This window comes from Streptomyces sp. PTY087I2 (assembly GCF_001687325.1).
In the GTDB taxonomy this organism is placed as follows: Bacteria; Actinomycetota; Actinomycetes; order Streptomycetales; family Streptomycetaceae; genus Streptomyces.
Genome location: NZ_LZRD01000007.1, coordinates 141295 through 168170 on the forward strand (window position 1 = coordinate 141295; position 26876 = coordinate 168170).

Annotated in this window: 22 protein-coding genes; 8 read left to right on the forward strand and 14 right to left on the reverse strand. The window is 72.1% G+C overall.

The features are described from left to right. Positions 1–45 precede the first annotated feature (45 nt). From whiA to A3Q37_RS09420, 6 genes are all read right to left on the reverse strand, one after another. Positions 46–1035, reverse strand: a complete 990-nt coding sequence (whiA, locus tag A3Q37_RS09395; RefSeq protein WP_006123686.1) for a DNA-binding protein WhiA — start codon at positions 1033–1035, stop codon at positions 46–48. Further along, positions 1026–2060: a uridine diphosphate-N-acetylglucosamine-binding protein YvcK gene (gene yvcK, locus A3Q37_RS09400; RefSeq protein ID WP_079137715.1), complete on the reverse strand. Its 1035-nt coding sequence runs from the start codon at positions 2058–2060 to the stop codon at positions 1026–1028. Before yvcK ends, whiA begins: the two co-directional genes overlap by 10 nt. After that, a complete protein-coding gene (gene rapZ / locus A3Q37_RS09405) occupies positions 2057–3064 on the reverse strand; it encodes an RNase adapter RapZ (RefSeq protein WP_176711383.1) in 1008 nt (335 codons plus the stop codon). Before rapZ ends, yvcK begins: the two co-directional genes overlap by 4 nt. After that, entirely contained in the window at positions 3061–5157 is a 2097-nt protein-coding gene (gene uvrC / locus A3Q37_RS09410; RefSeq protein ID WP_065480688.1) for an excinuclease ABC subunit UvrC, read from the reverse strand. Before uvrC ends, rapZ begins: the two co-directional genes overlap by 4 nt. A gap of 142 nt (positions 5158–5299) precedes the next feature. Further along, complete coding sequence (locus A3Q37_RS09415; protein WP_065480697.1) at positions 5300–6271, reverse strand: hypothetical protein; 972 nt, start codon at positions 6269–6271, stop codon at positions 5300–5302. 4 nt (positions 6272–6275) lie between these two features. Next, the gene (locus A3Q37_RS09420; protein WP_065481065.1) at positions 6276–6917 is read right to left on the reverse strand and encodes a papain-like cysteine protease family protein; all 642 of its coding nucleotides are present in this window, start codon (positions 6915–6917) and stop codon (positions 6276–6278) included. A 228-nt stretch (positions 6918–7145) separates the two neighbouring features. Between A3Q37_RS09420 and A3Q37_RS09425 the strand changes: the two genes are divergently transcribed. After that, complete coding sequence (locus A3Q37_RS09425) at positions 7146–8072, forward strand: hypothetical protein (protein WP_065480704.1); 927 nt, start codon at positions 7146–7148, stop codon at positions 8070–8072. 136 nt (positions 8073–8208) lie between these two features. On the opposite strand, the gene A3Q37_RS09430 is transcribed toward A3Q37_RS09425, so the two are convergent. Next, positions 8209–8637, reverse strand: coding sequence for a Rieske (2Fe-2S) protein (locus A3Q37_RS09430; RefSeq protein WP_065480712.1), 429 nt, complete (start codon positions 8635–8637; stop codon positions 8209–8211). A 320-nt stretch (positions 8638–8957) separates the two neighbouring features. Next, positions 8958–11978 (reverse strand): excinuclease ABC subunit UvrA, encoded by a 3021-nt coding sequence (gene uvrA / locus A3Q37_RS09435; RefSeq protein ID WP_065480715.1) that lies wholly within the window; start codon positions 11976–11978, stop codon positions 8958–8960. Positions 11979–12153: 175 nt separating this feature from the next. Between uvrA and A3Q37_RS09440 the strand changes: the two genes are divergently transcribed. Continuing rightward, positions 12154–12843 (forward strand): maleylpyruvate isomerase family mycothiol-dependent enzyme, encoded by a 690-nt coding sequence (locus A3Q37_RS09440; RefSeq protein WP_065480718.1) that lies wholly within the window; start codon positions 12154–12156, stop codon positions 12841–12843. Positions 12844–12853: 10 nt separating this feature from the next. Beyond that, a complete protein-coding gene (locus A3Q37_RS09445; RefSeq protein ID WP_065480725.1) occupies positions 12854–13510 on the forward strand; it encodes an MBL fold metallo-hydrolase in 657 nt (218 codons plus the stop codon). Between the two features lie 145 nt (positions 13511–13655). Here the strand turns inward: A3Q37_RS09445 and A3Q37_RS09450 are convergent, their stop codons facing one another. The 5 genes from A3Q37_RS09450 to A3Q37_RS09470 all read right to left on the reverse strand — a co-directional run bounded on the left by A3Q37_RS09450 (position 13656) and on the right by A3Q37_RS09470 (position 20937). Then, a complete protein-coding gene (locus tag A3Q37_RS09450; RefSeq protein ID WP_065480730.1) occupies positions 13656–14690 on the reverse strand; it encodes a TerC family protein in 1035 nt (344 codons plus the stop codon). 241 nt (positions 14691–14931) lie between these two features. Then, positions 14932–16956, reverse strand: coding sequence for a TerD family protein (locus tag A3Q37_RS09455; protein ID WP_065480733.1), 2025 nt, complete (start codon positions 16954–16956; stop codon positions 14932–14934). A 176-nt stretch (positions 16957–17132) separates the two neighbouring features. Then, positions 17133–17711 (reverse strand): TerD family protein, encoded by a 579-nt coding sequence (locus A3Q37_RS09460; RefSeq protein ID WP_065480738.1) that lies wholly within the window; start codon positions 17709–17711, stop codon positions 17133–17135. Positions 17712–17925: 214 nt separating this feature from the next. After that, complete coding sequence (uvrB, locus tag A3Q37_RS09465) at positions 17926–20067, reverse strand: excinuclease ABC subunit UvrB (protein WP_065480741.1); 2142 nt, start codon at positions 20065–20067, stop codon at positions 17926–17928. Positions 20068–20106: 39 nt separating this feature from the next. Beyond that, on the reverse strand, positions 20107–20937 hold the full coding sequence (locus A3Q37_RS09470) for an MHYT domain-containing protein (protein ID WP_065480744.1): 831 nt from the start codon (positions 20935–20937) through the stop codon (positions 20107–20109). A gap of 231 nt (positions 20938–21168) precedes the next feature. Here A3Q37_RS09470 and A3Q37_RS09475 point away from each other — a divergent pair, with 231 nt between their 5' ends. The 3 genes from A3Q37_RS09475 (at position 21169) to A3Q37_RS09485 (ending at position 24301) form a co-directional block, all read left to right on the forward strand. Next, the gene (locus tag A3Q37_RS09475; RefSeq protein WP_065480747.1) at positions 21169–22056 is read left to right on the forward strand and encodes a glycerophosphodiester phosphodiesterase family protein; all 888 of its coding nucleotides are present in this window, start codon (positions 21169–21171) and stop codon (positions 22054–22056) included. A gap of 99 nt (positions 22057–22155) precedes the next feature. Beyond that, positions 22156–22710: a methylated-DNA--[protein]-cysteine S-methyltransferase gene (locus tag A3Q37_RS09480; RefSeq protein ID WP_065480750.1), complete on the forward strand. Its 555-nt coding sequence runs from the start codon at positions 22156–22158 to the stop codon at positions 22708–22710. 313 nt (positions 22711–23023) lie between these two features. Beyond that, positions 23024–24301, forward strand: a complete 1278-nt coding sequence (locus A3Q37_RS09485) for an MFS transporter (RefSeq protein ID WP_255311774.1) — start codon at positions 23024–23026, stop codon at positions 24299–24301. A gap of 84 nt (positions 24302–24385) precedes the next feature. On the opposite strand, the gene A3Q37_RS09490 is transcribed toward A3Q37_RS09485, so the two are convergent. Further along, positions 24386–24748, reverse strand: coding sequence for a cupin domain-containing protein (locus A3Q37_RS09490; protein ID WP_065480753.1), 363 nt, complete (start codon positions 24746–24748; stop codon positions 24386–24388). A 105-nt stretch (positions 24749–24853) separates the two neighbouring features. Here A3Q37_RS09490 and A3Q37_RS09495 point away from each other — a divergent pair, with 105 nt between their 5' ends. Both A3Q37_RS09495 and A3Q37_RS09500 read left to right on the forward strand, forming a co-directional pair. Continuing rightward, entirely contained in the window at positions 24854–25789 is a 936-nt protein-coding gene (locus A3Q37_RS09495) for a pseudouridine-5'-phosphate glycosidase (RefSeq protein ID WP_065480759.1), read from the forward strand. Beyond that, a complete protein-coding gene (locus A3Q37_RS09500; RefSeq protein WP_065480761.1) occupies positions 25786–26724 on the forward strand; it encodes a carbohydrate kinase family protein in 939 nt (312 codons plus the stop codon). Before A3Q37_RS09495 ends, A3Q37_RS09500 begins: the two co-directional genes overlap by 4 nt. Positions 26725–26876: the final 152 nt, after the last annotated feature.

Consider the following 26876-nt stretch of genomic DNA (forward strand, 5'->3'; position numbering starts at 1 on the left):
GCGGTTCGGGACCAACGTCCCCCGCCCGCCGCCGAGTCGGCCGGTTCAGCCGACCAGGCCGTCGGCGAGCTCCTCGCTGAGGGTCGCCTCGGTCCCCGGGATGCCCAGGTCCTGGGCCCGCTTGTCGGCCATCGCGAGCAGCCGGCGGATCCGGCCGGCGACCGCGTCCTTGGTCAGCGGCGGGTCGGCGAGCGCGCCCAGCTCCTCCAGGGAGGCCTGCTTGTGCTCCATGCGCAGCCGTCCCGCGGCGGCGAGGTGCTCGGGGACCTCCTCGCCGAGGATCTCCAGCGCGCGGCCCACCCGGGCCCCGGCGGCGACCGCGGCGCGGGCCGAGCGGCGCAGGTTCGCGTCGTCGAAGTTGGCGAGCCGGTTGGCGGTGGCGCGGACCTCGCGCCGCATCCGCCGCTCCTCCCAGGCGAGCACCGCGTCATGGGCGCCGAGCCGGGTCAGCAGGGCGCCGATCGCGTCGCCGTCGCGGACGACGACGCGGTCCACGCCGCGCACCTCGCGGGCCTTGGCGGCGATGGAGAGCCGGCGGGCCGCGCCGACCAGGGCGAGGGCCGCCTCGGGGCCCGGGCAGGTGACCTCCAGGGAGGAGGAGCGGCCGGGCTCGGTGAGCGAGCCGTGGGCGAGGAAGGCGCCGCGCCAGGCCGCCTCGGCGTCGCAGGTGGCCCCCGAGACCACCTGCGGGGGCAGCCCGCGGATCGGCCGGCCGCGGCCGTCGACCAGACCGGTCTGGCGGGCCAGCTGGTCGCCGCCCGCCACCACGCGGACGACATAGCGCGAGCCGCGCCGCAGTCCGCCCGGGGCCATCACGATCAGCTCCGAGCTGTGCCCGAAGATCTCCAGGATGTCGCGCTTGAGGCGGCGGGCGGCGTTGCCGGTGTCCAGCTCCGCCTCGATCACAATGCGGCCGCTCACCAGGTGCAGCCCGCCCGCGAACCGAAGAATCGCCGAGACCTCTGCTTTCCGGCAGCAGGTCCGGGTGACGGGAAGATGAGAGATTTCGTTCTTCACCGCTGGCGTCATCGCCATGGGCCGATCCTTCCATGCATCCGAAAAATACGGTCGTACGCGGCGGCCAACAGCTCCTGATCATGGACCGGAACGCCGTCGGGCGATGCCACCGGCGCCAGCTCGACCGCGGCTCCGAGCCGCTGGGCGGCGTCGGCGAGGGACTCACGGTCGGGCACGGCGGCCTCGTCGGCCAGCACCACGTCCAAGGCGAGTTTAGGGGCGTGTCGCCCCAAAACCTCCAAATGACGCTGCGGTGAGAAGCCTTCTGTTTCGCCGGGCTGGGGCGCGAGGTTCAGCGAGAGGACCTTGCGGGCCTTCGTGGTGACCAGGGCGTCGAGCAGTTCCGGCACGAGCAGGTGCGGGATCACCGAGGAGAACCAGGAGCCGGGGCCGAGGACCACCCAGTCGGCGTCCAGGACCGCCGCGACGGCCTCCGGGACGGCCGGCGGGTCGGGCGGGACCACGTGCACGGACTGCACCTCGCCGGGCGTGAGCGCCACCGTGGCCTGGCCGCGCACGGTGACGATGGCGTCGGGCAGATCGGGGTCGTGGCCCTTGACCAGCGCCTGGAGCTCCAGCGGGACGGCCGACATCGGCAGTACCCGGCCGTGCGCGCCGAGCAGCTTGCCGACCAGGTCGAGCGCCTGGACGTGGTCGCCGAGCTGTTCCCACAGGGCCACGATCAGCAGATTGCCGACCGCGTGCTCGTGGAGGTCGCCCTTGGACTCGAACCGGTGCTGGATGACCCGGGACCAGGTGCGGCCCCAGTCGTCGTCGCCGCACAGCGCGGCGAGCGCCTTGCGGAGGTCGCCGGGCGGCAGCACGCCCAGCTCCTCGCGCAGCCGGCCGCTGGAGCCGCCGTCGTCGGCGACGGTGACCACGGCCGTGAGATCGCCGGTGATCCGGCGCAGCGCCGTCAGGGACGCCGAGAGACCCATGCCGCCGCCGAGCGCGACGACCTTGGGCTGAGCACCGCGCTTGCGGCCCGAGAGCGCCGATGTGGCGCGGCTCAGGCGTCGCATCCGCAGATTGCGTCCGGTCACTCTCGCCCCATGTCGCGGTGGACGAGGACGGTCTCGATGCCTTCGGCGGCGAGGCGGGCGGAGAGCTTCTCGGACATGGCGACGGAGCGGTGCTTGCCGCCGGTGCAGCCCACGGCGATGGTCACGTACCGCTTGCCCTCGCGGCGGTAGCCCGCGGCGATCAGCTGGAGCAGCTCGGTGTACTGGTTGAGGAACTCCTTGGCGCCGGGCTGGTCGAAGACGTAGTCGGACACCTCCTCGTTGACGCCGGTGAAGGGGCGCAGCTCGGGGACCCAGTGCGGGTTGGGCAGGAAGCGGCAGTCGACGACCAGGTCCGCGTCGACGGGCAGGCCGTACTTGTAGCCGAAGGACATCACCGTGGCCCGCAGCTCCGGCTCCGACTCGCCCGCGAACTGGGCGTCCATCTTGGCCCGCAGCTCGTGCACGTTGAGGCTGGAGGTGTCGATGACCAGGTCGGCGTCGCCGCGCAGCTCGCGCAGCAGGTCGCGCTCGGCCGCGATGCCGTCGACGATGCGCCCGTCGCCCTGGAGGGGGTGCGGGCGGCGGACGGACTCGAAGCGGCGTACGAGGGCGTCGTCGGAGGACTCCAGGAAGACGATGCGCCGGGTGACGTGCTTGGCCTCCAGGTCCGCGAGGGAATCGCGGAGGTTGTCGAAGAAGCGCCGGCCGCGTACGTCGACGACGACGGCGATCCGGGCCACGTTGCCCTGGGAGCGGGCGCCGAGCTCGACCATGGTGGGGATCAGCGCGGGCGGCAGGTTGTCGACGACGAACCAGCCGAGGTCCTCCAGACACTTGGCGGCGGTGCTGCGGCCGGCGCCCGACATCCCGGAGATGATCACCAGCTCGGGGATGGCCGCGTCACCCGTCTCGTTCGGGGTGTTCGTACTCACGTCTGCTGCTCCGTCTGCTCGGTCCGCGGTGTCGGCCGTCTCTGTGACGGCCGGGCCCGTGGCGGTCGGGTCTGTGATGTTCTGTGCGGTCTCGTGGCTGTTCTCGGTCATGAGCTGCCCCCGTCGTCCTCTTCAATGATCTCTCCTGTGGCCGTGTTCACGGCAGGTGCCGCGGGAGTGGTCGAGGCGAGGGCGGCGGCCACGGATTCCGCCGTCCTTCGCCCTATCCCGGGGACCTCGCAGATCTCGTCGATTGTCGCTTGCCGGAGCTTCTTCACCGAGCCGAAATGCTTGATCAGTGCCTGCTTCCGCGTCTCGCCGAGGCCGGACACGTCGTCGAGGGGGCTGGAGCGGATGCGCTTGGCGCGTTTGGCCCGCTGGTAGGTGATGGCGAAGCGGTGCGCCTCGTCCCGGACGCGCTGGAGGAGGTAGAGGCCCTCGCTGGAACGGGGCAGGACCACGGGATCGTCGTCGTCGGGGAGCCAGACCTCTTCGAGGCGCTTGGCGAGGCCGCAGACGGCGATGTCGTCGATGCCCAGCTCGTCCAGGGCGCGCCGGGCGGCGGCGACCTGGGGCTGCCCGCCGTCGACGACGACGAGCTGCGGCGGATAGGCGAACCGCTTGGGGCGGCCGTCGTCCTCGCGGGGCTCGGCGTCCTCGGCGAGGCCGACGGCGGGGCCCGGGCCGGTGACGGGGCCGGTCGCCGGGGCGAGGCCGGTGGCGGGGCCGGTCGCGGGGCCGGTGGTGGCGGGCTCGTCGGCCGGGGTGTCCGTCGGCCGCTGTTCCTCCCACTCCCCCGTGCGCTCCTTCTCCTGGAGGTAGCGCTTGAAGCGGCGGCCGATCACCTCGTGCATCGAGCGGACGTCGTCCTGGCCCTCGAAGCCCTTGATCTGGAAGCGGCGGTACTCGCTCTTGCGGGCGAGGCCGTCCTCGAAGACCACCATGGAGGCCACCACGTCGTCGCCCTGGAGGTGGGAGATGTCGTAGCACTCGATGCGCAGCGGGGCGGTGTCGAGACCCAGCGCCTCGGCGATCTCCTCCAGGGCGCGGGAGCGGGTGGTCAGGTCGGACGCGCGCTTGGTCTTGTGCAGCCCGAGCGCCTGCTGGGCGTTGCGCTGGACCGTGGCCATGAGGTCCTTCTTGTCCCCACGCTGCGGGATGCGCAGGCTGACCTGGGAGCCCCGGCGCTCCGCGAGCCACTGGGAGACCGCCTCGGTGTCCTCGGGCAGGGCGGGGACCAGGACCTCCTTGGGGACGGCGTCGCCGCGCTCCTCCCCGTACAGCTGCTGGAGGGCGTGCTCGACGAGGCCGGAGGTGTCGACCGCCTCGACCTTGTCGGTGACCCAGCCGCGCTGGCCGCGCACCCGGCCGCCGCGCACGTGGAAGATCTGGAGGGCGGCCTCCAGCTCGTCCTCGGCGACGGCGATCAGATCGGCGTCGGTGGCGTCGGCCAGGACGACGGCGCTCTTCTCCATGGCCCGCTTGAGGGCCTCGGCGTCGTCGCGGAGGCGGGCGGCCCGCTCGTACTCCATCTCCTCGGCCGCCTGCATCATGTCCTTCTCCAGGCGGCGGATGTACGTACCGGTGCGCCCGGCCATGAAGTCGCAGAAGTCCTCGGCCAGCTCGCGGTGTTCCTCAGGGGTGACCCGGCCGACGCAGGGGGCCGAGCACTTGCCGATGTAGCCCAGCAGGCAGGGGCGGCCGGTGCGCGCGGCGTTCTTGAAGACGCCGGCGGAGCAGGTGCGGACGGGGAAGACCCGGAGCATCAGGTCGACCGTCTCGCGGATCGCCCAGGCGTGGCCGTACGGACCGAAGTAGCGCACGCCCTTCTTCTTGGCGCCGCGCATGACCTGGACGCGGGGGAACTCCTCGTTGAGCGTGACCGCGAGATAGGGATAGCTCTTGTCGTCCCGGTACTTGACGTTGAACCGGGGGTCGAACTCCTTGATCCAGGAATACTCCAGCTGGAGCGCCTCGACCTCGGTGGAGACGACCGTCCACTCGACGGATGCGGCGGTGGTGACCATCGTGCGCGTACGCGGGTGGAGACCCGCCAGGTCCTGGAAGTAGTTGGCCACGCGCTGGCGCAGGTTCTTGGCCTTCCCGACGTAGATCACCCGGCGGTGCTCGTCGCGGAACTTGTAGACCCCCGGGGAGTCGGGGATCTGTCCCGGCTTGGGGCGGTAGCTGGAGGGGTCTGCCATGTCTCACACCCTACTTGCGGGCAGTGACAGTGCGTCGTCCTCAAGTGGTGCCGGGGATGGTGCCGCGCTCCGGGGTGCCGTGGGGTGTTCCGCACCCCGGAGCGCGGGCCGGTGGGGCCGCTGGAGTCGCCGGAGCCGTCGCTCAGGCGTCCGTGGCCGGGGATCGCCCGGTACGGCTCCGGCGGCGCAGGGCGGCGGCTCCGCACAGGACCAGGGCGAGCAGCGCCCCGGCCCCGGCGGTGGTGGAGACGGCGGTCAGGGCCGTGTCGGGGCCCTGGGCCGCGCCCGCCAGTGCGGGGTCCTGGGCGGTCCGGTCCGCCGCCGGGCCCGAGACGGGGCCGGGGGCGGGCGCGGGTCCGGTGGCCGGTCCGGTGGCCGCGTCGGGGCCGTAGCCGCCCGCCTGGCCGGAGCGGGCGTATCCGGAGCCGGGCAGCTTGTCGCCGTACGCCTCCTTCACCCGGGTCCGGTAGGCGTCGAGGGTGGTGCCCTTCGCCCCGACCGCGGTCTTCGCGTCCTGGTCGAGCGGGAGCACCCGGGAGCCGTCGTGGACGTACCAGGCGTCGATCTGCGGTTCGCGGAAGACGGTGCCGCCAGGGAGCGCGCGGGCCCCCTGGGCGACGTAACGGGCCTCGTCGTCACCGGCGGCGATGTTCACCACCTGCCAGTCGCCGCTGCCGCCCGCCCCGGGGAGGGTCCACAGCGAGGCTTTCTGGCCGTCGGAGGAGACGGCGGTGCTGGCGAGGTAGTCCAGGGTACTCGGGGCGGCCTCGGGCTCTCCGGCGACGAAGGCGGCCGAGAGCGTGCGCACGGGCACGGCCTTCCCTTCGATCCGGGGTGCGCTCGCCTTCTTGCTCACCGCGCCCTCCCGGGCGAAGAACCGGGACAGGGTGTCCAGGGTCGCCGGCTCGGTCGCGGCCTCGTGGGCGGCTTCGAGGGCCGACGCGGTCAGCTTCGGCGGGGCCGTGCGGCCGTCGTCGGCGAGGGCGGGAGCGGCGGCGGTGAACAGGGCGGTCGCGGTGAGGGCGGCGGCGACGGCGATACGCCGGGTGGTGGCCGCGTTCCGGGTGGTGGCCGCGTTCCGGGTGGTGGCTGTGTGCCGGGTGGTGGAGTTCATGTCCTCACGCCCCGATCCGGTAGAGCGAGTGGGTCCAGGAGAACTCGTTGTTGTTCACGTACCAGGCGTGCGAGGCCCAGTTGTAGCGGTTGCTGGAGGGCCAGGGATCGCCCCAGTAGACCCAGCTGTTGGCGTCGTCGTACCCGTAGATGACGTGCATGTGGCCGCCGCCGGACGACCACTGGATCCGGGTCTCGATGGGGCGCTGGGCGGATATCTCGGCCTGCACGGTCGGGTAGCGCAGCCAGCCGGTGACGTAACTGCCGGGCCTGACCCCGGCCCAGGACAGGCCGGTCTGGACATTGCCCAGGGTGGCCTGCGAGTTGGGGCACTGGGTGTTCTGGTTGCGGTTGAAGGCGGCGTTGCAGAACTGGTTCTGGGAGTAGTTGCGACCGAACCAGGCGGCGATGGTGTTGCCGCCGGCCGCCCAGCACCAGTTGCTCTGCTGCTGCGCCTGCATGGTGATGTTGAGCCGCTGGGCGGCGGCGACGGTGGAGCCGGTCGTGGCAGGGGGCTGGGTGGCGGTGGCGGTGGCGGTGGCCGCGGGGACGGCGAGGAGGGCGGCGGCCAGGAGGGCAGTGAAGGAGAACCTTCCGGGCCTTCCCGGCTTTCCGGGCCGTCTGGGGCTGACTTCTCGGTTGCGCATGGCGTTCCTCCCGAAACGGGGGTGGGGATCGGAGGAGCGCGTCCGGACGCTGACGAAGAGCATCCGGCGTTGTCCGGAGCAGGTCAACACGCTTCAATGCGAGGTGACATCACGGTGTGAACGGCACGGCGTCCGTGTGAACGGCATCGCCCCGGTCACCTGCTCCCCCGCATCCCCCGGGGGTCGGTGTCGCCACTCCCCACGTGAACGTTCACCGGAGGCCCGCCCATGCGGCAGACCGAGACCGAACTGGCGCAGGTTCTGCGGACCGGACCGTTCCATCTGGCGTTGCGCACGGCCCTGTCGGTGCGCGGGCTGCCGCTCCAGCGGGTGCAGCACCATCTGGCGCACCGCGGCGTCAAGCTCGGGGTGACCAGCCTCAGCTACTGGCAGCAGGGGGTGCGCCGCCCCCGGCGGGCCGAGTCGCTGCGGGCCGTGCGGGCGCTGGAGGAGGTGCTCGCGCTGCCGGACGACTCGCTGCTGCGGCTGCTGCGCGACGGCGACGCCCCGGGCGAGGGGGACCGCCCGGCGGGGCGTTCGTACCGGTCGCTGATGGAGGCGTCGGGCTCGGTGGAGCGGCTCCTCGCGGCGATGGAGTCACCCGTGGACGGCGGGCTGCACACGGTGGGGCACCAGGAGCGGGTACGGATCGGGGCGCGCCGGGAGCTGGCGGGCCGCACCTCCCGGCATGTGGTGCGCGCGCACCGGGACGGCGTGGACCGCTATCTCGCGGTGTACCGGGGCGATCCCGGCTGCGACCCGTCGCGGATCGCGGTGCGGGCGCTGGAGAACTGCCGGACGGGCCGGGTCCGCTGGGACGGGGAGGCGGGGGTGCTGGTGGCGGAGCTGCTGTTCGACACCCGGCTGCGGTCCGGCGAGACGTACCTCTTCGGTTACGGCTTCGAGGACGGTACGGGCGGGGCGAGCGGCGAGTACGTGCGCGGCTTCACCTTCGGGGGCGGCCAGTACGTGCTCCAGGTCGGCTTCGACGAGGCCGCGCTCCCGGTGCGGTGCCGCCGGTTCGCCCAGGCGTCGGCGGGGGCGGCGCGCGGGGCCCGCGGCGACCTCACGCTGACGGGCCGGCACCGGACCGTGCACCTGGTGGAGGAGGGCGTACGGCCGGGGCTGATCGGGATCGACTGGGACTGGGAGTGAGGGGCGTGTGCCTGCGGGGCCCGTTGCGCCTGTGGGCGGGCTGGAGGCGGCCGTCCTGTGCTGGTGGCTCAGGCGGCGGGGCGGCCGTCCGGCGCTGGTGGCTCAGGCGGCGGGGCGGCCGTCGGGCGCTCGTGGTTCAGGCGTCGGGGCCCGCGACGAGCTTTCCGCCCTCGGCGGTGACCGGGACGGCGGGCAGCGGCACGGTGGCCGGGCCCTGGACGACCTCGCCGGTGGTCGTGTCGAAGCGGCTGCCGTGGCAGGGGCAGTGGCCCTCGGTGCCCTCGATCTTGGTCAGGACGCAGCCGCCGTGGGTGCACTGCGCGCTGAACGCCTTGTACTCGCCCTGGGCCGGGCAGCTCACGACGAGGCGCGCTTCCCGGTAGAGCTTGGCTCCGCCGACCGGCACCTCGGAGGCCGCACCGAGGTCGACGGGGGCGGTCGGCGTCGGGTTCTTGGCGTGCCCGAGCTTGGAATCGGTCGAGCAGGCGGCCGCCCCGAGCCCGGCGGCACCGGCGAGCGCGGCGCCCTTCAGCACGGTACGGCGGGCGGCGGGCAGGCCGGGCATGCGGACTCCACGGGGTGTCGTTCGAGGCGGATCACGGTGGGGCACCGCGGTCGGGATCGCCGGGCGGGCGCGGAGCGACGACGGCGACCGCGTGTGCCGGTGACAGAACCGACGATACCGGCGGGGAACGGGAGCCTTGCGGGCGGGCCGGTCGAGACGGGACGGCTGCGGGCTGCCCGGCCCCGGCGGAACCTGACCCCGCTCCGCCGGGGACGGGCCGCCCATGCCGATGGCGGCGGCCCCCCGTCGTCCTGCGGGGGGCGCCGCCATCGGTGAGCCCGGGGCCAGGGGGTGTCCGGCCCTGATCCGCCGGACACCCCCTAGGCCTTGCGGGACCGGGTCGTCTTCTTGGCCGCGGCGGCCTTGGTCCCGGTCGCCGTGGTCTTCTTGGCGGCCGCCGTCTTCTTCGTGGCCGCCGCCTTCTTCGCCGGGGCGGCCTTGCGGGCGGCCGTCTTGCGGGGTGTCCCGCCCGACGGCACCGCGGCCTCCGCGATCCGGTCCGCGTCCAGGATGGACTGGAGGAACTTCCCGGTGTGGCTGGCGGGCACCGAGGCGACCTGCTCCGGGGTTCCCTCGGCGACGACCAGTCCGCCGCCGTTGCCGCCCTCGGGGCCCATGTCGACCACCCAGTCGGCGGTCTTGATGACGTCGAGGTTGTGCTCGATGACGATCACCGAGTTGCCCTTGTCCACCAGGCCGGAGAGCACCGTGATCAGCTTGCTGATGTCCTCGAAGTGCAGCCCGGTGGTCGGCTCGTCCAGGACGTAGACCGTACGGCCGGTGGAGCGCTTCTGGAGCTCGCTCGCCAGCTTGACGCGCTGTGCCTCACCGCCGGAGAGGGTCGGCGCGGACTGGCCGAGCCGGACATAGCCGAGGCCCACGTCGTTGAGGGTGCGCAGATGGCGGGCGATCGCCGGGACGGCCTCAAAGAACTCCAGGCCCTCCTCGATCGGCATGTCCAGCACCTCGGCGATGGACTTGCCCTTGTAGTGGACCTCCAGGGTCTCCCGGTTGTAGCGCGCCCCGTGGCAGACCTCGCACGGGACGTACACGTCGGGCAGGAAGTTCATCTCGATCTTGATCGTGCCGTCGCCGGAGCAGTTCTCGCAGCGGCCGCCCTTGACGTTGAAGGAGAAGCGGCCCGGCAGATAGCCGCGCACCTTCGCCTCCATCGTCTCGGCGAACAGCTTGCGGACGTGGTCGAAGACTCCGGTGTACGTCGCCGGGTTGGACCGGGGGGTCCGGCCGATCGGCGACTGGTCGACGTGCACCACCTTGTCGACGAGGTCGTCGCCGTCGACCCGGGTGTGACGGCCGGGCACCGACTTGGCGCCGTTCAGCTCGCGGGCCAGGTGCGTGTAGAGGATGTCGTTGACCAGGGTCGACTTCCCGGACCCGGAGACGCCGGTGACGGCGGTGAGGACGCCGAGCGGGAAGGAGACGTCGATGTCCTGGAGGTTGTTCTCCCGGGCGCCGTGCACGGTGAGGCTGCGGGCCGGGTCGACCGGGCGGCGGACGTCCGGGGTCGGGATGGACCGCTTGCCGGACAGATACTGGCCGGTGATCGAGGCCTTGTTGGCCAGCAGTTCCTTGAGCGAGCCGGAGTGGACGACCTTGCCGCCGTGCTCACCGGCGCCGGGGCCGATGTCCACGACCCAGTCGGCGACCTTGATGGTGTCCTCGTCGTGCTCGACGACGATGAGCGTGTTGCCCATGTCGCGCAGCCGGACCAGGGTTTCGATCAGCCGGTGGTTGTCGCGCTGGTGCAGGCCGATGGACGGCTCGTCCAGGACGTACAGCACGCCGACGAGGCCGGAGCCGATCTGGGTGGCCAGCCGGATGCGCTGGGCCTCGCCGCCGGACAGGGTGCCGGCCGCGCGGTTCAGCGAGAGGTAGTCCAGGCCGACGTCCACCAGGAACTTCAGCCGCTCGTTGACCTCCTTGAGCACCCGCTCGGCGATCTTCTTGTCGCGGGCGTTCAGCTTGAGGCGGCCGAGGAACTCGGCGCACTCGCTGATCGACATCGCGGCGACCTCGGCGATGGACTTCTCCATCACCGTCACCGCGAGGACGATCGGCTTGAGCCGGGTGCCCTCACAGGTCGGGCAGGGCACCTCGCGCATGTAGCCCTCGAAGCGCTCCCGGCTGGAGTCGCTCTCGGCCTCGGTGTGGCGCCGCTTGACGAACTGCACCGCGCCCTCGAAGGCGGGGGTGGTGTAGGCGCGCTCGCGCCCGTAACGGTTGCGGTAGCGGACCTCGGTCTGGATCTTGTGGCCGAAGAGCAGGGCCTTCTTGGCGCGCTGCGGCAGCCCGGCCCAGGGGATGTCCGTACGGAAGCCGAGGGCTTCGGAGAGCGCGCCGATCAGGCGGCCGAAATACTCCTTGGTGTGGCCGTGGGACCAGGGGTGGATGGCTCCCTCGTCGAGGGACTTCTCCTCGTCCGGGACGATCAGCTCCGGGTCGACCTCCATGCGCGTCCCGATGCCGGTGCAGTCGGGGCAGGCGCCGAAGGGCGAGTTGAAGGAGAAGGAGCGCGGCTCCAGCTCCTCGAAGGAGAGGTCGTCGTACGGGCAGTAGAGGTGCTCGGAATACATCCGTTCGCGCTCGGGGTCGTCCTCCGGGAGGTCGACGAAGTCGAGCACGACCATGCCGCCGGAGAGGCCGAGCGCGGTCTCGACCGAGTCGGTCAGCCGGCGCTTGGCGCTGTCCTTGACGGTGAGGCGGTCGACGACCACCTCGATGGTGTGCTTCTCCTGCTTCTTGAGCGTGGGCGGCTCGGCGAGCTGGATGGTCTCGCCGTCGACCCGGGCGCGGCTGTAGCCCTTGGTCTGGAGGTCGGCGAAGAGGTCGACGAACTCGCCCTTGCGCTCGCGCACCAGCGGCGAGAGGACCTGGAAGCGGCTGCCCTCGGGCAGGCCGAGGACCTTGTCGACGATGGCCTGCGGCGACTGGCGGGAGATGGGGCGGCGGCACTCGGGGCAGTGCGGCTTGCCGATCCGGGCGAAGAGCAGCCGGAGGTAGTCGTAGACCTCCGTGATGGTGCCGACCGTCGAGCGCGGGTTGCGCGAGGTCGACTTCTGGTCGATGGAGACGGCCGGGGACAGACCTTCGATGAAGTCGACGTCCGGCTTGTCCATCTGGCCGAGGAACTGCCGGGCGTACGAGGAGAGGGACTCCACGTAGCGGCGCTGGCCCTCGGCGAAGATCGTGTCGAACGCGAGGGACGACTTGCCCGACCCGGAGAGCCCGGTGAAGACGATGAGGGAGTCGCGGGGCAGATCGAGCGAGACGTTCTTCAGGTTGTGCTCGCGCGCGCCACGGACGATGAGACGGTCGGCCACGCCGGTCCGCACCTTTCTAGAGAGAAGCGGGGGAACTGAGCCCCTCTCCCAGGGTATGGGGGGCGCCACAGCGGTGTACGAAGCTTTCGATTCCGAGCGTATAGCACGCACATTCGATTTACGGCCGCCCTTCTCCTCCTTCACCCGAATGAGTGGCGAGGCTAGGCTCGGCCGCATGATTGATCATGCGCACGACCTGGGAGCTGTACGCGAAGCGACCGAACGACTGCTCGACGCAGTCGGCAAACTGGACAACGCCGCGGTCGCCGAGCCGTCACGGCTGCCCGGATGGAGTCGGGGCCATGTCCTGGCCCACCTGTCACGTAACGCCGACGCGCTCGTAAATGTCCTCCGGGGTCTCCCGATGTACGCGAGCAGCGAAACCCGCGACGCCGACATCGCCGACGGCGCGCCCCGCCCGGCCGCCGAGCAGCTGGCCGACCTGCGGGAGACGGCGGACGCCTTCCTCGCGGTCGGCGCCGAACCGGCCGACTGGTCCCGTACGGTCACCCTGCGCAACGGGGTGACGGACTCCGCGGCCCGGGTCCCCTTCCGGCGCCGGGTCGAGGTGGAGCTGCACCACGTCGACCTCGGCATCGGCTACGAGCTGGAGGACCTGCCCGTCGACTTCGTGGAGCGGGAGATCGACTTCCTCGCCGATCGCTTCCTGGGCAACGAGAGCGTGCCCGCCACCGGGCTGACCGACCTCGACGGCCGGACCTGGAGCACGGGCGGCGGCCCGCCGAGCGACCTGGTGACGGTGCAGGGGCCCGCCGTGGAGCTGCTGGGCTGGCTCTGCGGACGCCGTGACGGCTCCGCCCTGACCGTGGCCGGAGGCCCGTTGCCCACGCTGCCCCCGCTATAGGCTGAGCCGCATGACGTACAGCGGAGCGGTGAAGGTCGGCGGACCGGCGAGCGTGCACGAACTGACGGATCTGATGATCTCCAAGGTCGCCGTCGGCGCGATGAACAACAACGCGTATCTGCTGCGCTGCCGGGCCACCGGCGAGCAGCTGCTGATCGACGCGGCCGCCGAGCCGGAGACCCTGCTCGCGCTGATCGGTGACGACGGCATCGCCTCCGTCGTCACCACCCACCGGCACGGGGACCACTGGCAGGCGCTGGCCGAGGTGGTCGGGGCGACCGGCGCCCGAACGTACGCGGGCCGCTACGACGCCGAGGGCATCCCGGTGCCGACCGACGTCCTGGTCGGGGACGGCGACACGATCACCGTCGGCCGGGTCGAGCTGACCGCACGCCATCTGGTCGGTCACACCCCGGGCTCGATCGCCCTGGTCTACGACGACCCGCACGGCGCCCCGCATCTGTTCACCGGGGACTGCCTCTTCCCCGGCGGGGTCGGGAACACGCACCAGGACCCCGAGGCGTTCGCGAGCCTGCTGAACGACGTCGAGACGAAGCTGTTCGACCGGCTGCCCGACGAGACGTGGGTCTACCCGGGCCACGGGCACGACACGACACTCGGCGCCGAGCGCCCCCAGCTGCCCGAGTGGCGCGCCCGCGGCTGGTAGCCCGCGCACACCCCCGTACCCGTACCTTCCGCGTACGCACGGCCTTCCTCGTACGCACGCGACAGCGGCCGGGGTGGACGGCTTTCGCCGCTTCCACCCCGGCCGCCGCCGTTGTGTCCCTGTGCCGCTCGGGGCGGCCCCGGGGTCAGCTGAGGGTCTTGCTCTCCTCCTCGGCCGGACCGGCGGTCTCGGCCTTCTCGGCCAGCGCCGCCTTCGCGGCCTCCTCCGTCTCGGCCGCCGCCTGCTTCTTGCTGGCGATGAGGCTGGTGATCGTGGTGATCACCAGGACGCCGCAGATGACGGAGAGCGAGAACGGAATGGAGATCTCCGGCGTGTGCACCCCGGACTCGTGCAGGGCGTGCAGCACCAGCTTGACGCCGATGAAGCCGAGGATCACCGACAGGCCGTAGCTGAGGTGGACCAGCTTCCTCAGCAGGCCGCCGATGAGGAAGTACAGCTGACGCAGGCCCATCAGCGCGAACGCGTTGGCCGTGAAGACGATGTACGGGTCCTGGGTCAGGCCGAAGATCGCCGGGATCGAGTCCAGCGCGAACAGCACGTCGGTCATACCGATGGCGAGCATGACCACCATCAGCGGGGTCAGGATGCGCTTGCCGTTCTTCTGGATGAAGAGCTTCGTGCCGTGGTACTGGTCGGCGACACCGAAACGGTGCTCGATCTTCTTGAGGAGGCGGTTCTCCTCGAACTCCTCTTCCTCCTCGCCGGCCCGGGCTTCCTGGATGAGCTTCCAGGCGGTGTAGATCAGGAACGCGCCGAAGATGTAGAACACCCACGAGAAGTTCGCGATCACGGCGGCGCCGGCGGCGATGAAGATCGCGCGGAGCACCAGGGCGATGAGCACACCGATGAGCAGCACGCGCTGCTGGAGGTGCGAGGGCACCGAGAACTTCGCCATGATCAGGACGAAGACGAAGAGGTTGTCGACACTCAGCGACTTCTCGGTGATGAAACCTGCGAAGAACTCGCCGGAGGCCTGGCTCTCGCCGAAGACCATGAGGCCGAGTCCGAAGAGGATGGCCAGCGCGATCCAGACGACCGTCCAGATCCCGGCTTCCTTGGTCGACACGTCATGGGGCTTGCGCCCGATGAAGAAGTCGACGGCGATGAGGGCCGACAGACCAACGATGGTCAGGGCCCAAACGGTCCATGAAACGTCCACTGCGCCTCCGGCAGTTCGCTACGGCTACTGAATCAGCGTCGTCGCTGCCGGAGGTCTCTTCCATCCCTGCACACAGCACGTGCCTGGACCGGCGCCCCGGGACCGAGAACGGTCCGTACTGACGGGACGCCGCGTAAGGAGTACTCCCCTCCGTTCCCCGAACAGTACAGGTATCACCAAGGAAAGGTAAAGAAAAGAGTAAAGAGATTACCAAAAGCGCAGGTCAGGGTTGTTTGCTCGGTCAGCGGCCGGCGGCTCTGCGGGCCGCTGTCACCGCCGCGAGCACCTGCTCCAGGACGCGGCTGCCCGGCGGGATCGTCAACGGCTCGTACGTCCAGGCGTGCCCGACCCAGGGGTCGGCGAGGTGGCTGTCGGCGACCGGGGTGATCCGCAACAGCGAACGCCACAGCGGGTCGAGGATCGGCCCGTACGCACTGGCCTCCTCCCGGTCCGCGACCATCAGGAGGTGCACTCCGACCGCGGGGCCCTCGTCGGCGAGATAGCGGAGCTGGGTGACGGCCCGGTCGTCGAAGCCGTGCGGGAAGTCGTTGACCACGAGGAGCTGTTCGCCGGTGTCCAGGTCGGGCGGGAGCGAGTCGGCGGCCCGGGCCCGCACCGCCATCTGCACCAGGTCCACCCGCCGGGTGAGGTGGGCGAGGACCGAGGCCACTCCCCCGGGTCCGGCGGCGGGCGGTCCGGCGAGGACGCCCGCGTCGACCAGCGGCGCGAGCGGACCGGCCGCCGAACCCGCCGGGTCGATGACGTGCACCGCGAACTCCCCGGGCGGATACACCGCGAGCAGCCGTGCCGCGTGCGCGACCGCGGTCTCCATGGCCAGTCGGCGGAGCTGGTCGGTGTCCATCAGGGCGGCCGCCTCGGAGCCCGTCCGCCCGCTGTCCACCCACATCCCGCGCTCCAGCGGCAGCCGGACGAGCAGCGGGATGCGCAGGTCGGTGCGCTCGGGAAGGTGGAGATCCCCGATGCGCAGGGCCATCGGTATCTCCATGGGGATGCGGTGGGCGTGCCAGACGGGGTTGCCCCAGCCCGCGTACGCCGCCGGGAGCGCGGGCTCGACGACGGCCGATTCGGCGGCCAGCTGGTTCAGATCGCGGTCGAGTGCTTCCCGGGCCCGGGAGGTCAGCTCGTCGCGCTTGGCGCGGGCCTCCTCGCGGGCGCGGTCGCCCGCGCCGCCGATCCGGTTGCGCGGGTCGGACAGGGCCCGGTCGAGCTCCTGGTCCATCCGGGACTCGGCGAAGTCGACGGCGCTGCGGTAGGCGGCGACGGCGCGTGCCAGGTCCTCGAACATGCCCCAGATCTGGTTGTAGAGGCGCTCGTCCATCGACCAGCCGGTGGCGTCCCCCGCGACCGGCTGGGCGGGCTGTCCCGGCTGGGCGGGGGGTGCGGTGGGCGGCGGCGAGGGGGGCGCGGCGTGCTGCCGCCGCGGGTGCGCGTAGTTGATGGGCCCGCCGGCGGAGGCTCCCGGGGCCGAGGGTCCCGCGGCGGCCGGTCCGGGGGCGGGGTGCGGCTGAGTGGTGTGCGCCGGGCCGGAGGCGGTCTGCGGCTGGGTGGTGTGCGCCGGGTCGGTCAGTGGCTCGGGGGGCTCCGGGGCCGGGTGCGGGGTCGGCGCGGCCGGGCGGTGGTCCGCGGCGCCCGTCGCGTGCCGTACGCGGTCGCCTTCCGGGGTCCGGGGCGGCGGCGGGGCCACCGAGCGGGCCAGGCCCCGGGTGACGGCCTCCTGGATCGCGCCGGCCAGTGCGGCGGGGTCGGTCACGCCCTGGTCGGCGAGCATGTCGGCGAGCCCGCCCGCATACCCCTGTCCGACGGCCCGGACCTTCCAGGCGTCCTGACGGCGGTAGAGCTCCAGGGCGCTGACCGCGGATTCGGTGTCCAGATCGGTGAGCGTGAAGGTGGCGATCTCGGTGCCGTCGAGCCCGGTGACGGCGACGAAGGGCGCGGGGACGGCGCCGAACCGCACCGGGCCGCCGACTCCGACGGGCAGCGCGAGCAGCACGGTGACCCGGTGGACGCCGGCGGGCAGGGCCTCCAGGTCGACGGCGAGCCGGTGGTCGGCCGCCGCCTGCTGGGAGACTTCGAGCCCGGGGAGCTGGGGCGAGCCGGGGTGGGCGATCCACTCGATGCCGGGCACCGTGCCCCGTTCGTCGCCGAGGGTGGCCCCGGCCACGACGGGCGTGCCCGCCGACACCCGGATCTCCAGACGGGTCTGGGGCAAGGTGTGGTTCTGCCCCCGGACCAGTTCGGCCGTCATTGCCCTGTCCCCCTCGACGATGGCCGCGCGCGCCGGGCCGTGCGATGCCGTGTTCCGCTGCGTACTGCTGTGCTGCCGTGTACTGCCGTGCTGTGCGTGGGGGCGGCTCCGGCGGCCTGTGCCGTCGGGAGCCGCCCCCGTCCGTCGCGACGCCGGGCCGGGGCCCGGTCCGGGTCCTACAGGTGCGGGAGGATCGACGGCATCAGGTCCTGGAAGGTACGGCCGTTGGCCGGGTTCCCGAGGGCCGTCATCTTCCAGCCGCCGCCCGCGCGGTGCACCTTCGCCATGATCTGGGCGGTGTACTGGCCGCCGCCGTCGAGCGTGTACCGGGCGAGCTCCTGGCCGTTGGTCTCGTCGACGATGCGGCAGAAGGCGTTCTGGACCTCCTGGAACGTCTGGCCGGTGAAGGAGTTCACCGTGAAGACGATCTGGTCGATGTGGACCGGGACGCGCTGGAGGTCGACGAGGATCGCCTCGTCGTCGCCGCCGGAGCCCGCGCCGCCGACCAGGTTGTCACCGGTGTGCTTGACCGAGCCGTCGTCGCTGACGAGGTGGCGGAAGAACACGACGTCGACGGGCTGCTTGTCGGCGAAGAGCACCGCCGAGGCATCCAGGTCGACCTCGCGGGTGCGCGAACCGAACAGGCCACGGCGCGGCGCCGCCTGCCAGCCGAGCCCCATCCGTACCGCGGTCAGGGTCCCCCCGTCGCTCTTCTCCAGGCTGATGGCCTGACCCTTGGTCATATTGACCGTCACGCGCTGTCCCCTCTCTGCATTGCCCCGCAACCATCCGTGTGCGGTTTCCCCGCACCCTACGCATTCCACGCCGGGCGGCAGCAGGTTCGGTCCGTTTTTGTGTCGGTCTTGCAACACACCCGGCGTGGCCCGCCCGGCGCGGTGGAGCGGTGTCGCTCGCCGGTGCCGGTAGCGGCCCGGCACCGGCGATCGGCAGCGGGATCGAACGTCGGGATCAGGCCATGCCCGCTTCCTTCATCTGCCGCAGCTCCTTCTTCAGTTCGCCGACCTCGTCGCGCAGCCGGGCGGCCACCTCGAACTGAAGATCCGCGGCGGCGGCCCGCATCCGGTCGGTCATCTCCTCGATGATCCCGGCCAGTTCGGTCGCGGGCCGGTCGCTGAGGACCGCGCCGGGCTTGGCGGCCTTGCCCTTCGCCGCCCCCTTCGCTCCGCCCTTGGCCGCCTTGCCGCCGAGCGCGGGGACCGGGGCCTTGGTCTCCTTGCCCTGCCGGTAGCCCGTGCCGAGGAGCTGCTCGGTGTCGATCTCCTCGCGGGCGATGGTCGCGACGATGTCGTTGATCTTCTTGCGCAGCGGCTGCGGGTCGATGCCCCGCTCGGTGTTGTAGGCGATCTGCTTCTCGCGGCGCCGGTTCGTCTCGTCGATCGCCTGCTCCATGGCCGGGGTGACCTTGTCGGCGTACATGTGGACCTGGCCGGAGACGTTACGGGCGGCGCGGCCGATGGTCTGGATGAGCGAGGTGCCGGAGCGCAGGAAGCCCTGCTTGTCGGCGTCGAGAATGGCCACGAGGGACACCTCGGGGAGGTCGAGGCCCTCGCGCAGCAGGTTGATGCCGACGAGCACGTCGTACTCACCGGAGCGCAGCTCGCGCAGCAGCTCGATGCGGCGCAGGGTGTCGACGTCGCTGTGGAGATAGCGGACCTGGATGCCGAGCTCCAGGAAATAGTCGGTGAGGTCCTCGGCCATCTTCTTGGTGAGCGTGGTGACCAGGACCCGCTCATCGCGCTCGGTGCGCTCGCGGATCTCGTGGACCAGGTCGTCGATCTGGCCCTCGGTGGGCTTGACGACGACCTCGGGGTCGACGAGGCCGGTGGGGCGGATGATCTGCTCGACGAACCCGTCGCCGCGCGAGAGCTCGTACTTCCCCGGGGTGGCGGAGAGGTACACCGTCTGGTCGATCCGCTTCAGGAACTCCTCCCACTTCAGCGGCCGGTTGTCCATGGCGGACGGCAGCCGGAAGCCGTGGTCGACGAGGGTCCGCTTGCGGGAGGCGTCCCCCTCGTACATCGCGCCGATCTGCGGGACGGTGACGTGGGACTCGTCCAGGACGAGCAGGAAGTCGTCCGGGAAGTAGTCGAGGAGGGTGTTGGGGGCGGTGCCGGGCGCGCGGTCGTCGAAGTGCATCGAGTAGTTCTCGACGCCGGAGCAGGTGCCGATCTGGCGGAGCATCTCGATGTCGTACGTGGTGCGCATGCGCAGGCGCTGGGCCTCCAGCATCTTGCCCTGCTTCTCCAGCTCGGCCAGGCGCTGTTCCAGCTCCTGCTCGATGCCGCTGACGGCCCGCTCCATGCGCTCGGGCCCGGCGACGTAGTGGCTGGCGGGGAAGACGTGGACCGTGGGGTCCTCGCTGATGATCTCGCCGGTGAGCGGGTGGAGCGTGGACAGGTTCTCGATCTCGTCGCCGAACATCTCGATGCGGACGGCGAGCTCCTCGTAGACCGGGAAGATCTCGATGGTGTCGCCCCGGACCCGGAAGGTGCCGCGGGTGAACGCCAGATCGTTGCGGGTGTACTGCATCTCGACGAAGCGGCGCAGCAGCTGGTCGCGGTCGATCTCCTCGCCGACCTTGAGCTGGACCATGCGGTCCACGTACTCCTGGGGCGTACCGAGGCCGTAGATGCAGGAGACGGAGGCGACCACGACGACGTCGCGCCGGGTGAGCAGCGAGTTCGTCGCGGAGTGGCGCAGCCGCTCGACCTCCTCGTTGATGGAGGAGTCCTTCTCGATGTAGGTGTCCGACTGGGGGACGTACGCCTCGGGCTGGTAGTAGTCGTAGTACGAGACGAAATACTCCACCGCGTTGTTCGGGAGGAGCTCACGGAACTCGTTGGCCAGCTGGGCGGCGAGCGTCTTGTTCGGCGCCATCACCAGGGTGGGGCGTTGCAGCTTCTCGATCATCCAGGCGGTGGTCGCCGACTTGCCGGTGCCGGTGGCGCCGAGCAGGACGACGTCCTTCTCGTCGGCGCGGATACGCCGCTCCAGCTCGGCGATGGCCGTCGGCTGGTCGCCGCTGGGCTGGTAGGGACTGACGACCTCGAAAGGCCGCACCGAACGTTCGATCTTGGAACCGGGCCGCATGCAACCACCGTACGACCCGCCACTGACAACGGCCTCGGATCAGCGGTACCGGGCCCTTGCCGCACCCTCACGGACCATGCCCCGCGGGCGGTGTCCGGCCCGCGGGTGCGGGTCGCGGCCGCCCGTCACCGCCCTCGGGTCGAACAGGAGCACGACGGCGGCAAGGAGCAGGAAGCAGGCGGGTCCTGCCAGCATCGGGCCGATGATCTCGGCGGGCCGGTCGCGGGGCAGGACGTCGGCCAGGTCGGCCGGCAAGGTGGGCGGCAGGTGCAGGTGCACGTCGAGCGCCGCCATGCCGGTGTAGTGCATCCCGGTCACCGCGACGGCCATCAGGGTGCTCGCGCCGAGGCCGGAGAGGGCTCCTCGCAGGGTGACGGCCGCCCACAGCGCGCCCGTGGCGGCGCACCCGGCGATCAGCACCGAGAGGACGACGAGGGGGGTGTCGTACGCGAACTGCGCGGCCATCCGCATGCCCGCCATGCCGAGGTAGTGCATCGAGGCGATGCCGAGTCCGGTGATGGTGCCGCCGGTGATCAGCGCCATGCGGGTCGCGCCCCGGTACCCGACAATGAAGATGCCGATGCCGATCATCACCACGGCCACGGCCAGGCCGGCGAAGGTGAGGGGCTTGTCGTAGGAGATCGGCGTCTCCTGCACGGTGAAGCCCGTCATCGCGACGAAGTGCATGGTCCACACGCCGGAGCCGATGGACAGCGAGCCCAGCGCCAGCCAGCCGACCCGACAGGAGCGTGTGGCGTGAAGGGACCGGGTGGTGCAGCGGAGCCCGAGGGCGGCTCCCAGGGCGGCCATGAGGAACGCCACGACCGGAGTCACCAGGCCGTAGGTGAATCCGTCGACTGTTCCTTGCATGCGTGTACGCCCTTCGAGAATGCCCGGGTTCGAGGAGGGTCCCCAAGGGGCGAGTCCCGGCAGACAGACAAAAGATGGCGCATTTTATCGGCACGGCCGCACGCCGTGCTCCGCCGGTGGTCCCCGGGACCGAAGGTTCCGTTCATTTCGCGGCCATCGTCGCCCCGCCGGGCGTTGGCGGGCCGCTGTCACTCTCTGCGTGTCCGCACACTCCCGACGTGAGGAGTCCCCGTGTTCGTCCGCACCGCAACCGCCTCCACCACGGCCGCCGCCCTGCTCGGCGCCGGCGCCCTGCTGCTGCCCGCCGACCGGCCGGAGGTCCCGGACCAGGTCTCCGCGCAGCGGGCGAAGCCGGTCGTCGTGGCCCACCGGGGGGCGTCGGGCTACGCGCCGGAGAACACCCTCGCCGCCGTCGACGCCGCGGACGCGCTCGGCATCGACTGGGTCGAGAACGACGTCCACCGCAGCCGTGACGGGGTGCTCGTCGTGCTGCACGACACCGACCTGAAGCGCACGACGGACGTCGAGGAGGTCTTCCCCGACCGGGCGCCGTGGGCGGTCAAGGACTTCACCGCGTCGGAGCTGGCGAAACTCGACGCGGGCAGCTGGTTCGGGGAGCAGTTCACCGGAGCCCGGATCCCTACACTCACCCAGTTCCTGAACCGGCTGGAGCGCAACCGGCAGAAGCTGCTCCTGGAGATCAAGAGCCCGGCGACCTACCCGGGCATCGAGCAGGACATCATCCGCACGCTGGGCCGGTCGGGGTGGCTGAGCCGCTCCCACGTACGGGACCGGCTGGTCATCCAGAGCTTCGGCGCCGACAGCGTGAAGAAGGTGCACGAGCTGCGCCCCGACATCACGACCGGCTTCCTGGGCACCCCGGCGGTGGCGGACCTGCCCTCGTACGCGGCGTTCACCGATCAGATCAACCCGTCGTACGCGACGATCGGCGCCGACTACGTGGCGGCCGTCCAGCGGCTCAAGGGCCCGCACGGCAAGCGTCTGCGGGTGAACACGTGGACGGTCAACAAGGCGGAGGACGCGGTGAAGGCCCGTGACTACGGGGTCGACGGCATCATCACCAACTTCCCCGACGTGGTGCGCGACGCGACGAGCTGACGCGGTGGTGGGGCGGGCCGGTCGTCGCGCCTGCCGCCGGCCGGCCTGATTCCGCCGACCGGACCGTCGCTGTCAGTGGCGGGTCGTACGGTGGTCGGCATGAACAGCTACGGGGTCGGAGAGCCGGCCGTCGAGTGGGATGTCGTGGACAGCGGCATCGGCCCGCTGCTGCTCGCGGCGACCGCGACCGGCCTGGTGAGCGTGGCCTTCCACGCCCGCCCCGCCGTCCGGGACGCGGCCCTCGACCGGTTGCGGACCCGGTTCGGTACGGAGCCGGTGGCGGCGCCCGGCTCGGCACGGCTCGCCGAGCCGATACGCGAGCTCGCGGCGTACTTCGCGGGCGAGCCGCGGGCCTTGGACCTGGCTCTGGACTGGTCGCTGACCGCAGGCTTCCACCGCGAGGTGCTCCGCGAGCTGGCGTCCGGCGTGCCCTACGGGACGGTCGTCGGGTACGGCGAACTGGCCGCCCGGGTGGGCCGCCCGGAGGGTGCGCAGGCGGTGGGCGCGGCCATGGGGGCCAACCCGCTGCCGGTGGTGGTGCCGTGCCACCGGGTGGTGGAGAGCGACGGGGGCCTGGGCGGCTTCAGCGGGGGCCTGGAGACGAAGCGGCAACTGCTGGCACTGGAGGGGGTGCTGCCGGAGCCGTTGTTCTAGGGCGAGGGCCCGGGTCAGAGGTCCGGCCGGGGGCCGGGGGCCGGTCAGCGGTGTGGCGGCTTCAGGGGTCCGGCGCCCGGCCGGCGGCTCCGGGCGTTCCGGGGCCCGCGCTCCGGGGAGCGGGGCCCCGGCGGTGCGACGGGCTCCGGGCGCTCCGAGGCCGGTCAGCGGTGCGGCGGCTCCGGACGTTCCAGGCCCGCGGGTTCGGGGACGGGAGCGGGGCCCGGCCGCACGGCAGCGGCGGGCCGTCGTCGGGTGGGGTGTTCACCCGTCCGGGTGCACGGGGGTGGGGCGACGGTGACACACTGCGCCGGTGACGCGACCCATCTCCCTTTCCCCGGTTCCGGCCGTCGGTCTGCCCGCTCTTCAGCGCCGGACCTCGGCCGTGCTCGTCGTCAGCCAGATACTCGGCGGCCTCGGTGTGGCCATCGGCATCGCCCTGGCCCCGATGCTCGCCGCCGAGGTGAGCGGATCGGAGGCGCTGTCCGGGCTGGCGCCGACCTCGTCCGTCCTCGGCACGGCGCTGCTCTCGCTGCCGCTCGCCGCGCTGATGACCTCCCGGGGCCGCCGGGCCGGCCTGATGCTCGCCTATCTGATCGGTGCGCTCGGCGGCGGCCTGGTGGTCCTGGCCACGATGCTGCCGAGCTTCCCGCTGCTGCTGCTCGGCATGGCCGGGTTCGGCGCGGGCTCACTGGCCGGCCTCCAGGCCCGGTTCGCCGCGGCCGACCTGGTGGGGCCCGAGCGGCGGGGGCGGGCGATCTCCACCGTCGTCTGGGCGACCACGATCGGCTCGGTCCTGGGCCCCAACATCTCGGCCCCGGCGAGCCGCCTCTTCCGCGGTACGCCGGTGCCCGAGGCGGCGGGGCCCTTCCTCTGCTCGGCCGCTGTCTTTCTGCTCGCCGGACTCGTCGTCGCCCTCGCACTGCGCCCCGACCCGCTCCTCACCGCCCGTGCCCTCGCCCCGGAGGGCCCGGCCGGGCCGCCGAAGCGCTCCCTGCGCGCCGGGGTCGAGGCCGTACGCGCGTCGCCGATGGCGCGGCTCGCCCTGGTGACGGTCACCGTGTCACACACCGCCATGGTGTCGATCATGGTCATGACCCCGGTCGATCTGACCCGGCACGGCGCCGATCTCCAGTTGATCGGGCTCGTCATCAGCGGGCACATCGCGGGCATGTACGCGTTCTCGCCGGTGATGGGGTGGCTGGCCGACCGCTTCGGCCGGCTGACCGTGATCGGGCTGGCCGTCGGACTGCTGAGCTGCGCCGCACTGCTCGCGGGCACGGCCGGTCCCCGGCACGGGCAGACCGCGGCGGGCCTCTTCGTGCTGGGCCTCGGCTGGTCGGCGGGCATGATCGCCGGTTCGGCGCTGCTCACCGACTCGGTGCCACGGTCCGCCCAGGCGGCGGTGCAGGGGCTGTCCGATCTGGCCATGAGCGCGGCGGCGGGCATCGGCGGGGCCACGGCCGGAGTGATCGTCGCCCAGTGGGGGTACGGCCCCCTCAACGCGCTCGGCGCCGCGCTGCTGCTGCCCGTCGCCGCGCTCGCCCTGCGCCGGAGCCTGAGGCAGCGGCCGGGGGCAGTCGGCGGCTGACCCGCGCGCCGACCAGCCCGCGACCACCCCGCCGAACAGCCCGCGACCACCCGGCCACGGCCGTCGCATGAAGAGCCGCAGCCCTCAGAGGCTGATGTGGTACGCCTTGCGGAGCGTCTCGTGCACGGTCCAGGTCGTCCGGTCGCCCTCCCGCAGGACGCAGGCGTCCCCCGGGCCGATCTCCAGCGTCGCCCCGCCCTCGACCGCGACCGTCGCCCGGCCGCTGACGACCACGAACAGCTCGTTCGCCTCGGTGTCCGTGACCACGCCGGGCGTGATCTGCCAGATCCCACGGATCTGCTTGCCGTCGGGCGACTCCCACAGCACCTTGCCCGTCACCACGGGCTCGCCCGAGACGATCTGCGCCGGATCGAGGGGTTCCGGTACGAGCTCGGCGTCCGGGATGTGCACGGCGAAGGAGGCGGGGACCTGGTCATTTGTCGTCATGGTCGGTCACCTTAGCGACCGCTTCCGGCCACCGGGCGACCAGGACCCGTCGGAGAACGTCCGGCCGTGGTTTGCGCCCGTCCCACCCGCGACAGGGATGGGGGCATGCCTCAGAACTCACCAGAACCCTACGAGCCGGTGCTCTCGGCAGAGGTGCGCGCGGCTCTGAGCACCGGTCTGCCCGTCGTGGCACTGGAGTCGACGATCATCGCGCACGGTCTGCCGCGCCCGCGCAACCTCTCCGTGGCCCGGGAGCTGGAGGGGCTCGTCCGGTCCGCCGGTGCCGTCCCGGCCACCGTCGCCGTTCTCGACGGCCGGGCCCATGTGGGCCTCGGCGACGACCAGTTGGAGCGGGTCGCCGGGGACCCGTCGGTACGCAAGCTGGGGCACCGCGATCTCGCCCCGGCGCTCGCCGCCGGGGCGAGCGGGGCGACGACGGTGTCCGCGACGGCGTTCCTGGCGGCGCGGGCGGGCGTCGGCGTCTTCGCGACGGGCGGGCTCGGCGGCGTACACCGGGAGTGGGCCTCCGACCAGGACGAGTCGGCCGATCTGCGGCTGCTCGCCCGCACCGGGATCACCGTGGTCTGCGCCGGGGTGAAGTCGATCCTCGATGTCCCGGCGACCCTCCAGCGGCTGGAGACCCTCGGCGTGTCCGTCGTCGGCTACGGCACCGGGCACTTCCCCGGCTTCTACCTGAGCAGCTCCGGCGAACCCGTCGACTGGACGGTGCACAGCCCCGAGGAGGTGGTGGAGGTGATCCGGGCGAAGGAGGCGCTGGGCGGGCCGGCGTCCGCGCTGATCGTCGCCAACCCCGTACCGGAAGCGGATCAGTTGGATCCGGCACTGCACGACCGGGTGCTTGCGGAGGCGCTGGACGCCTGCCGGGAGCGGGGCATCTCGGGGCAGGGTGTCACGCCGTTCCTCCTGGACCAGCTGATGCGGCGGACCGGGGGCGCGTCGCTGGAGGCGAACCTCGCGGCCGTACGCGGAAACGTGACGCTCGCGGCGCGGATCGCCGCCGCGGCGACGGAGGCCGAATGAGCCGTTACGACGACGGGCGCCCGGTGAGCCATCCGGCGCCAGGAAGTGGGCTGCTGGTGGTGGGGGACGTGGTCACCGATGTGGTGGCGCGGCACGGGTCGGCGCTCACGCACGGTACGGACACGAAGGCCCGGATCCGTACCCTGCCGGGCGGCGCGGGGGCCAACGTCGCCTGCTGGGCGGCGCGTTCGGGCTGTCCGGACGTCCGGCTGCTCGCCCGGGCGGGGGCGGAGTCCGCCGGCTGGCACCGGGAAGCGCTGAAGGCGGCGGGCGTACGGGCGTTCCTCGCCGTGGACGACGAGGTGCCGACGGCGACCGTCATCGCGCTGGTCGACGCGGCGGCGGAGCGTACGTTCCTCACCGACGGCGGGGCGGTCCTGCGGCTCGGCGTCGAGGACTTCGCTCCCACGATGCTCGACGGCGTCGGGCGCCTGCATCTTTCCGGCTATCTCCTGTTCGCCCCGGTGAGCCGGGCCGCCGCTCTCCTCGCCCTGCGCACCGCCGTGGAGCGAGGGATTCCGGTGAGCGTGGACCCGGCGTCGGCCGGGTTCCTCGGGGAGCTGGGGCCGAAGCGGTTCCTGGAGTACGCGGAGGGGACGGAACTGCTTCTGCCAAACGCGGACGAGGCCCGGCTGCTCACCGGCCTGCCCGAACCCGAGGCTGCCGCCGTCGAGTTGAGCCGGTGGTTCCCGCGCGTCGTCGTCACCCTGGGCTCGCGGGGAGCCGTGGTCGCGGCCGGGGGCGAGGTGATCGGCCGTGTTCCCGCCCCGCCGGTGTCCGAACCGGTCGACTCGACGGGCGCGGGCGACGCGTTCACCGGCGGGTTCCTGGCGGCGCTGCTGGCCGGTACGGACGAGGTGACCGCCGCGGCCGAGGGCTGCCGGGCGGGGGCGGCGGCCGTGGCCACGGTGGGCGGCCGGCCACCGGTTCGCTGAGAACAGACACCTGACCACGCTCATGGTGAGACCGCCGCCAGCCGCACCGCGCGTACGGCGAGAGCCACCGCCGCACACACGTGCCGTGGAATCCGGCGCAGCCCACACCGCACACCCGTACCGTGGGGTCCGCCGCAGCCCACACCGCCCCC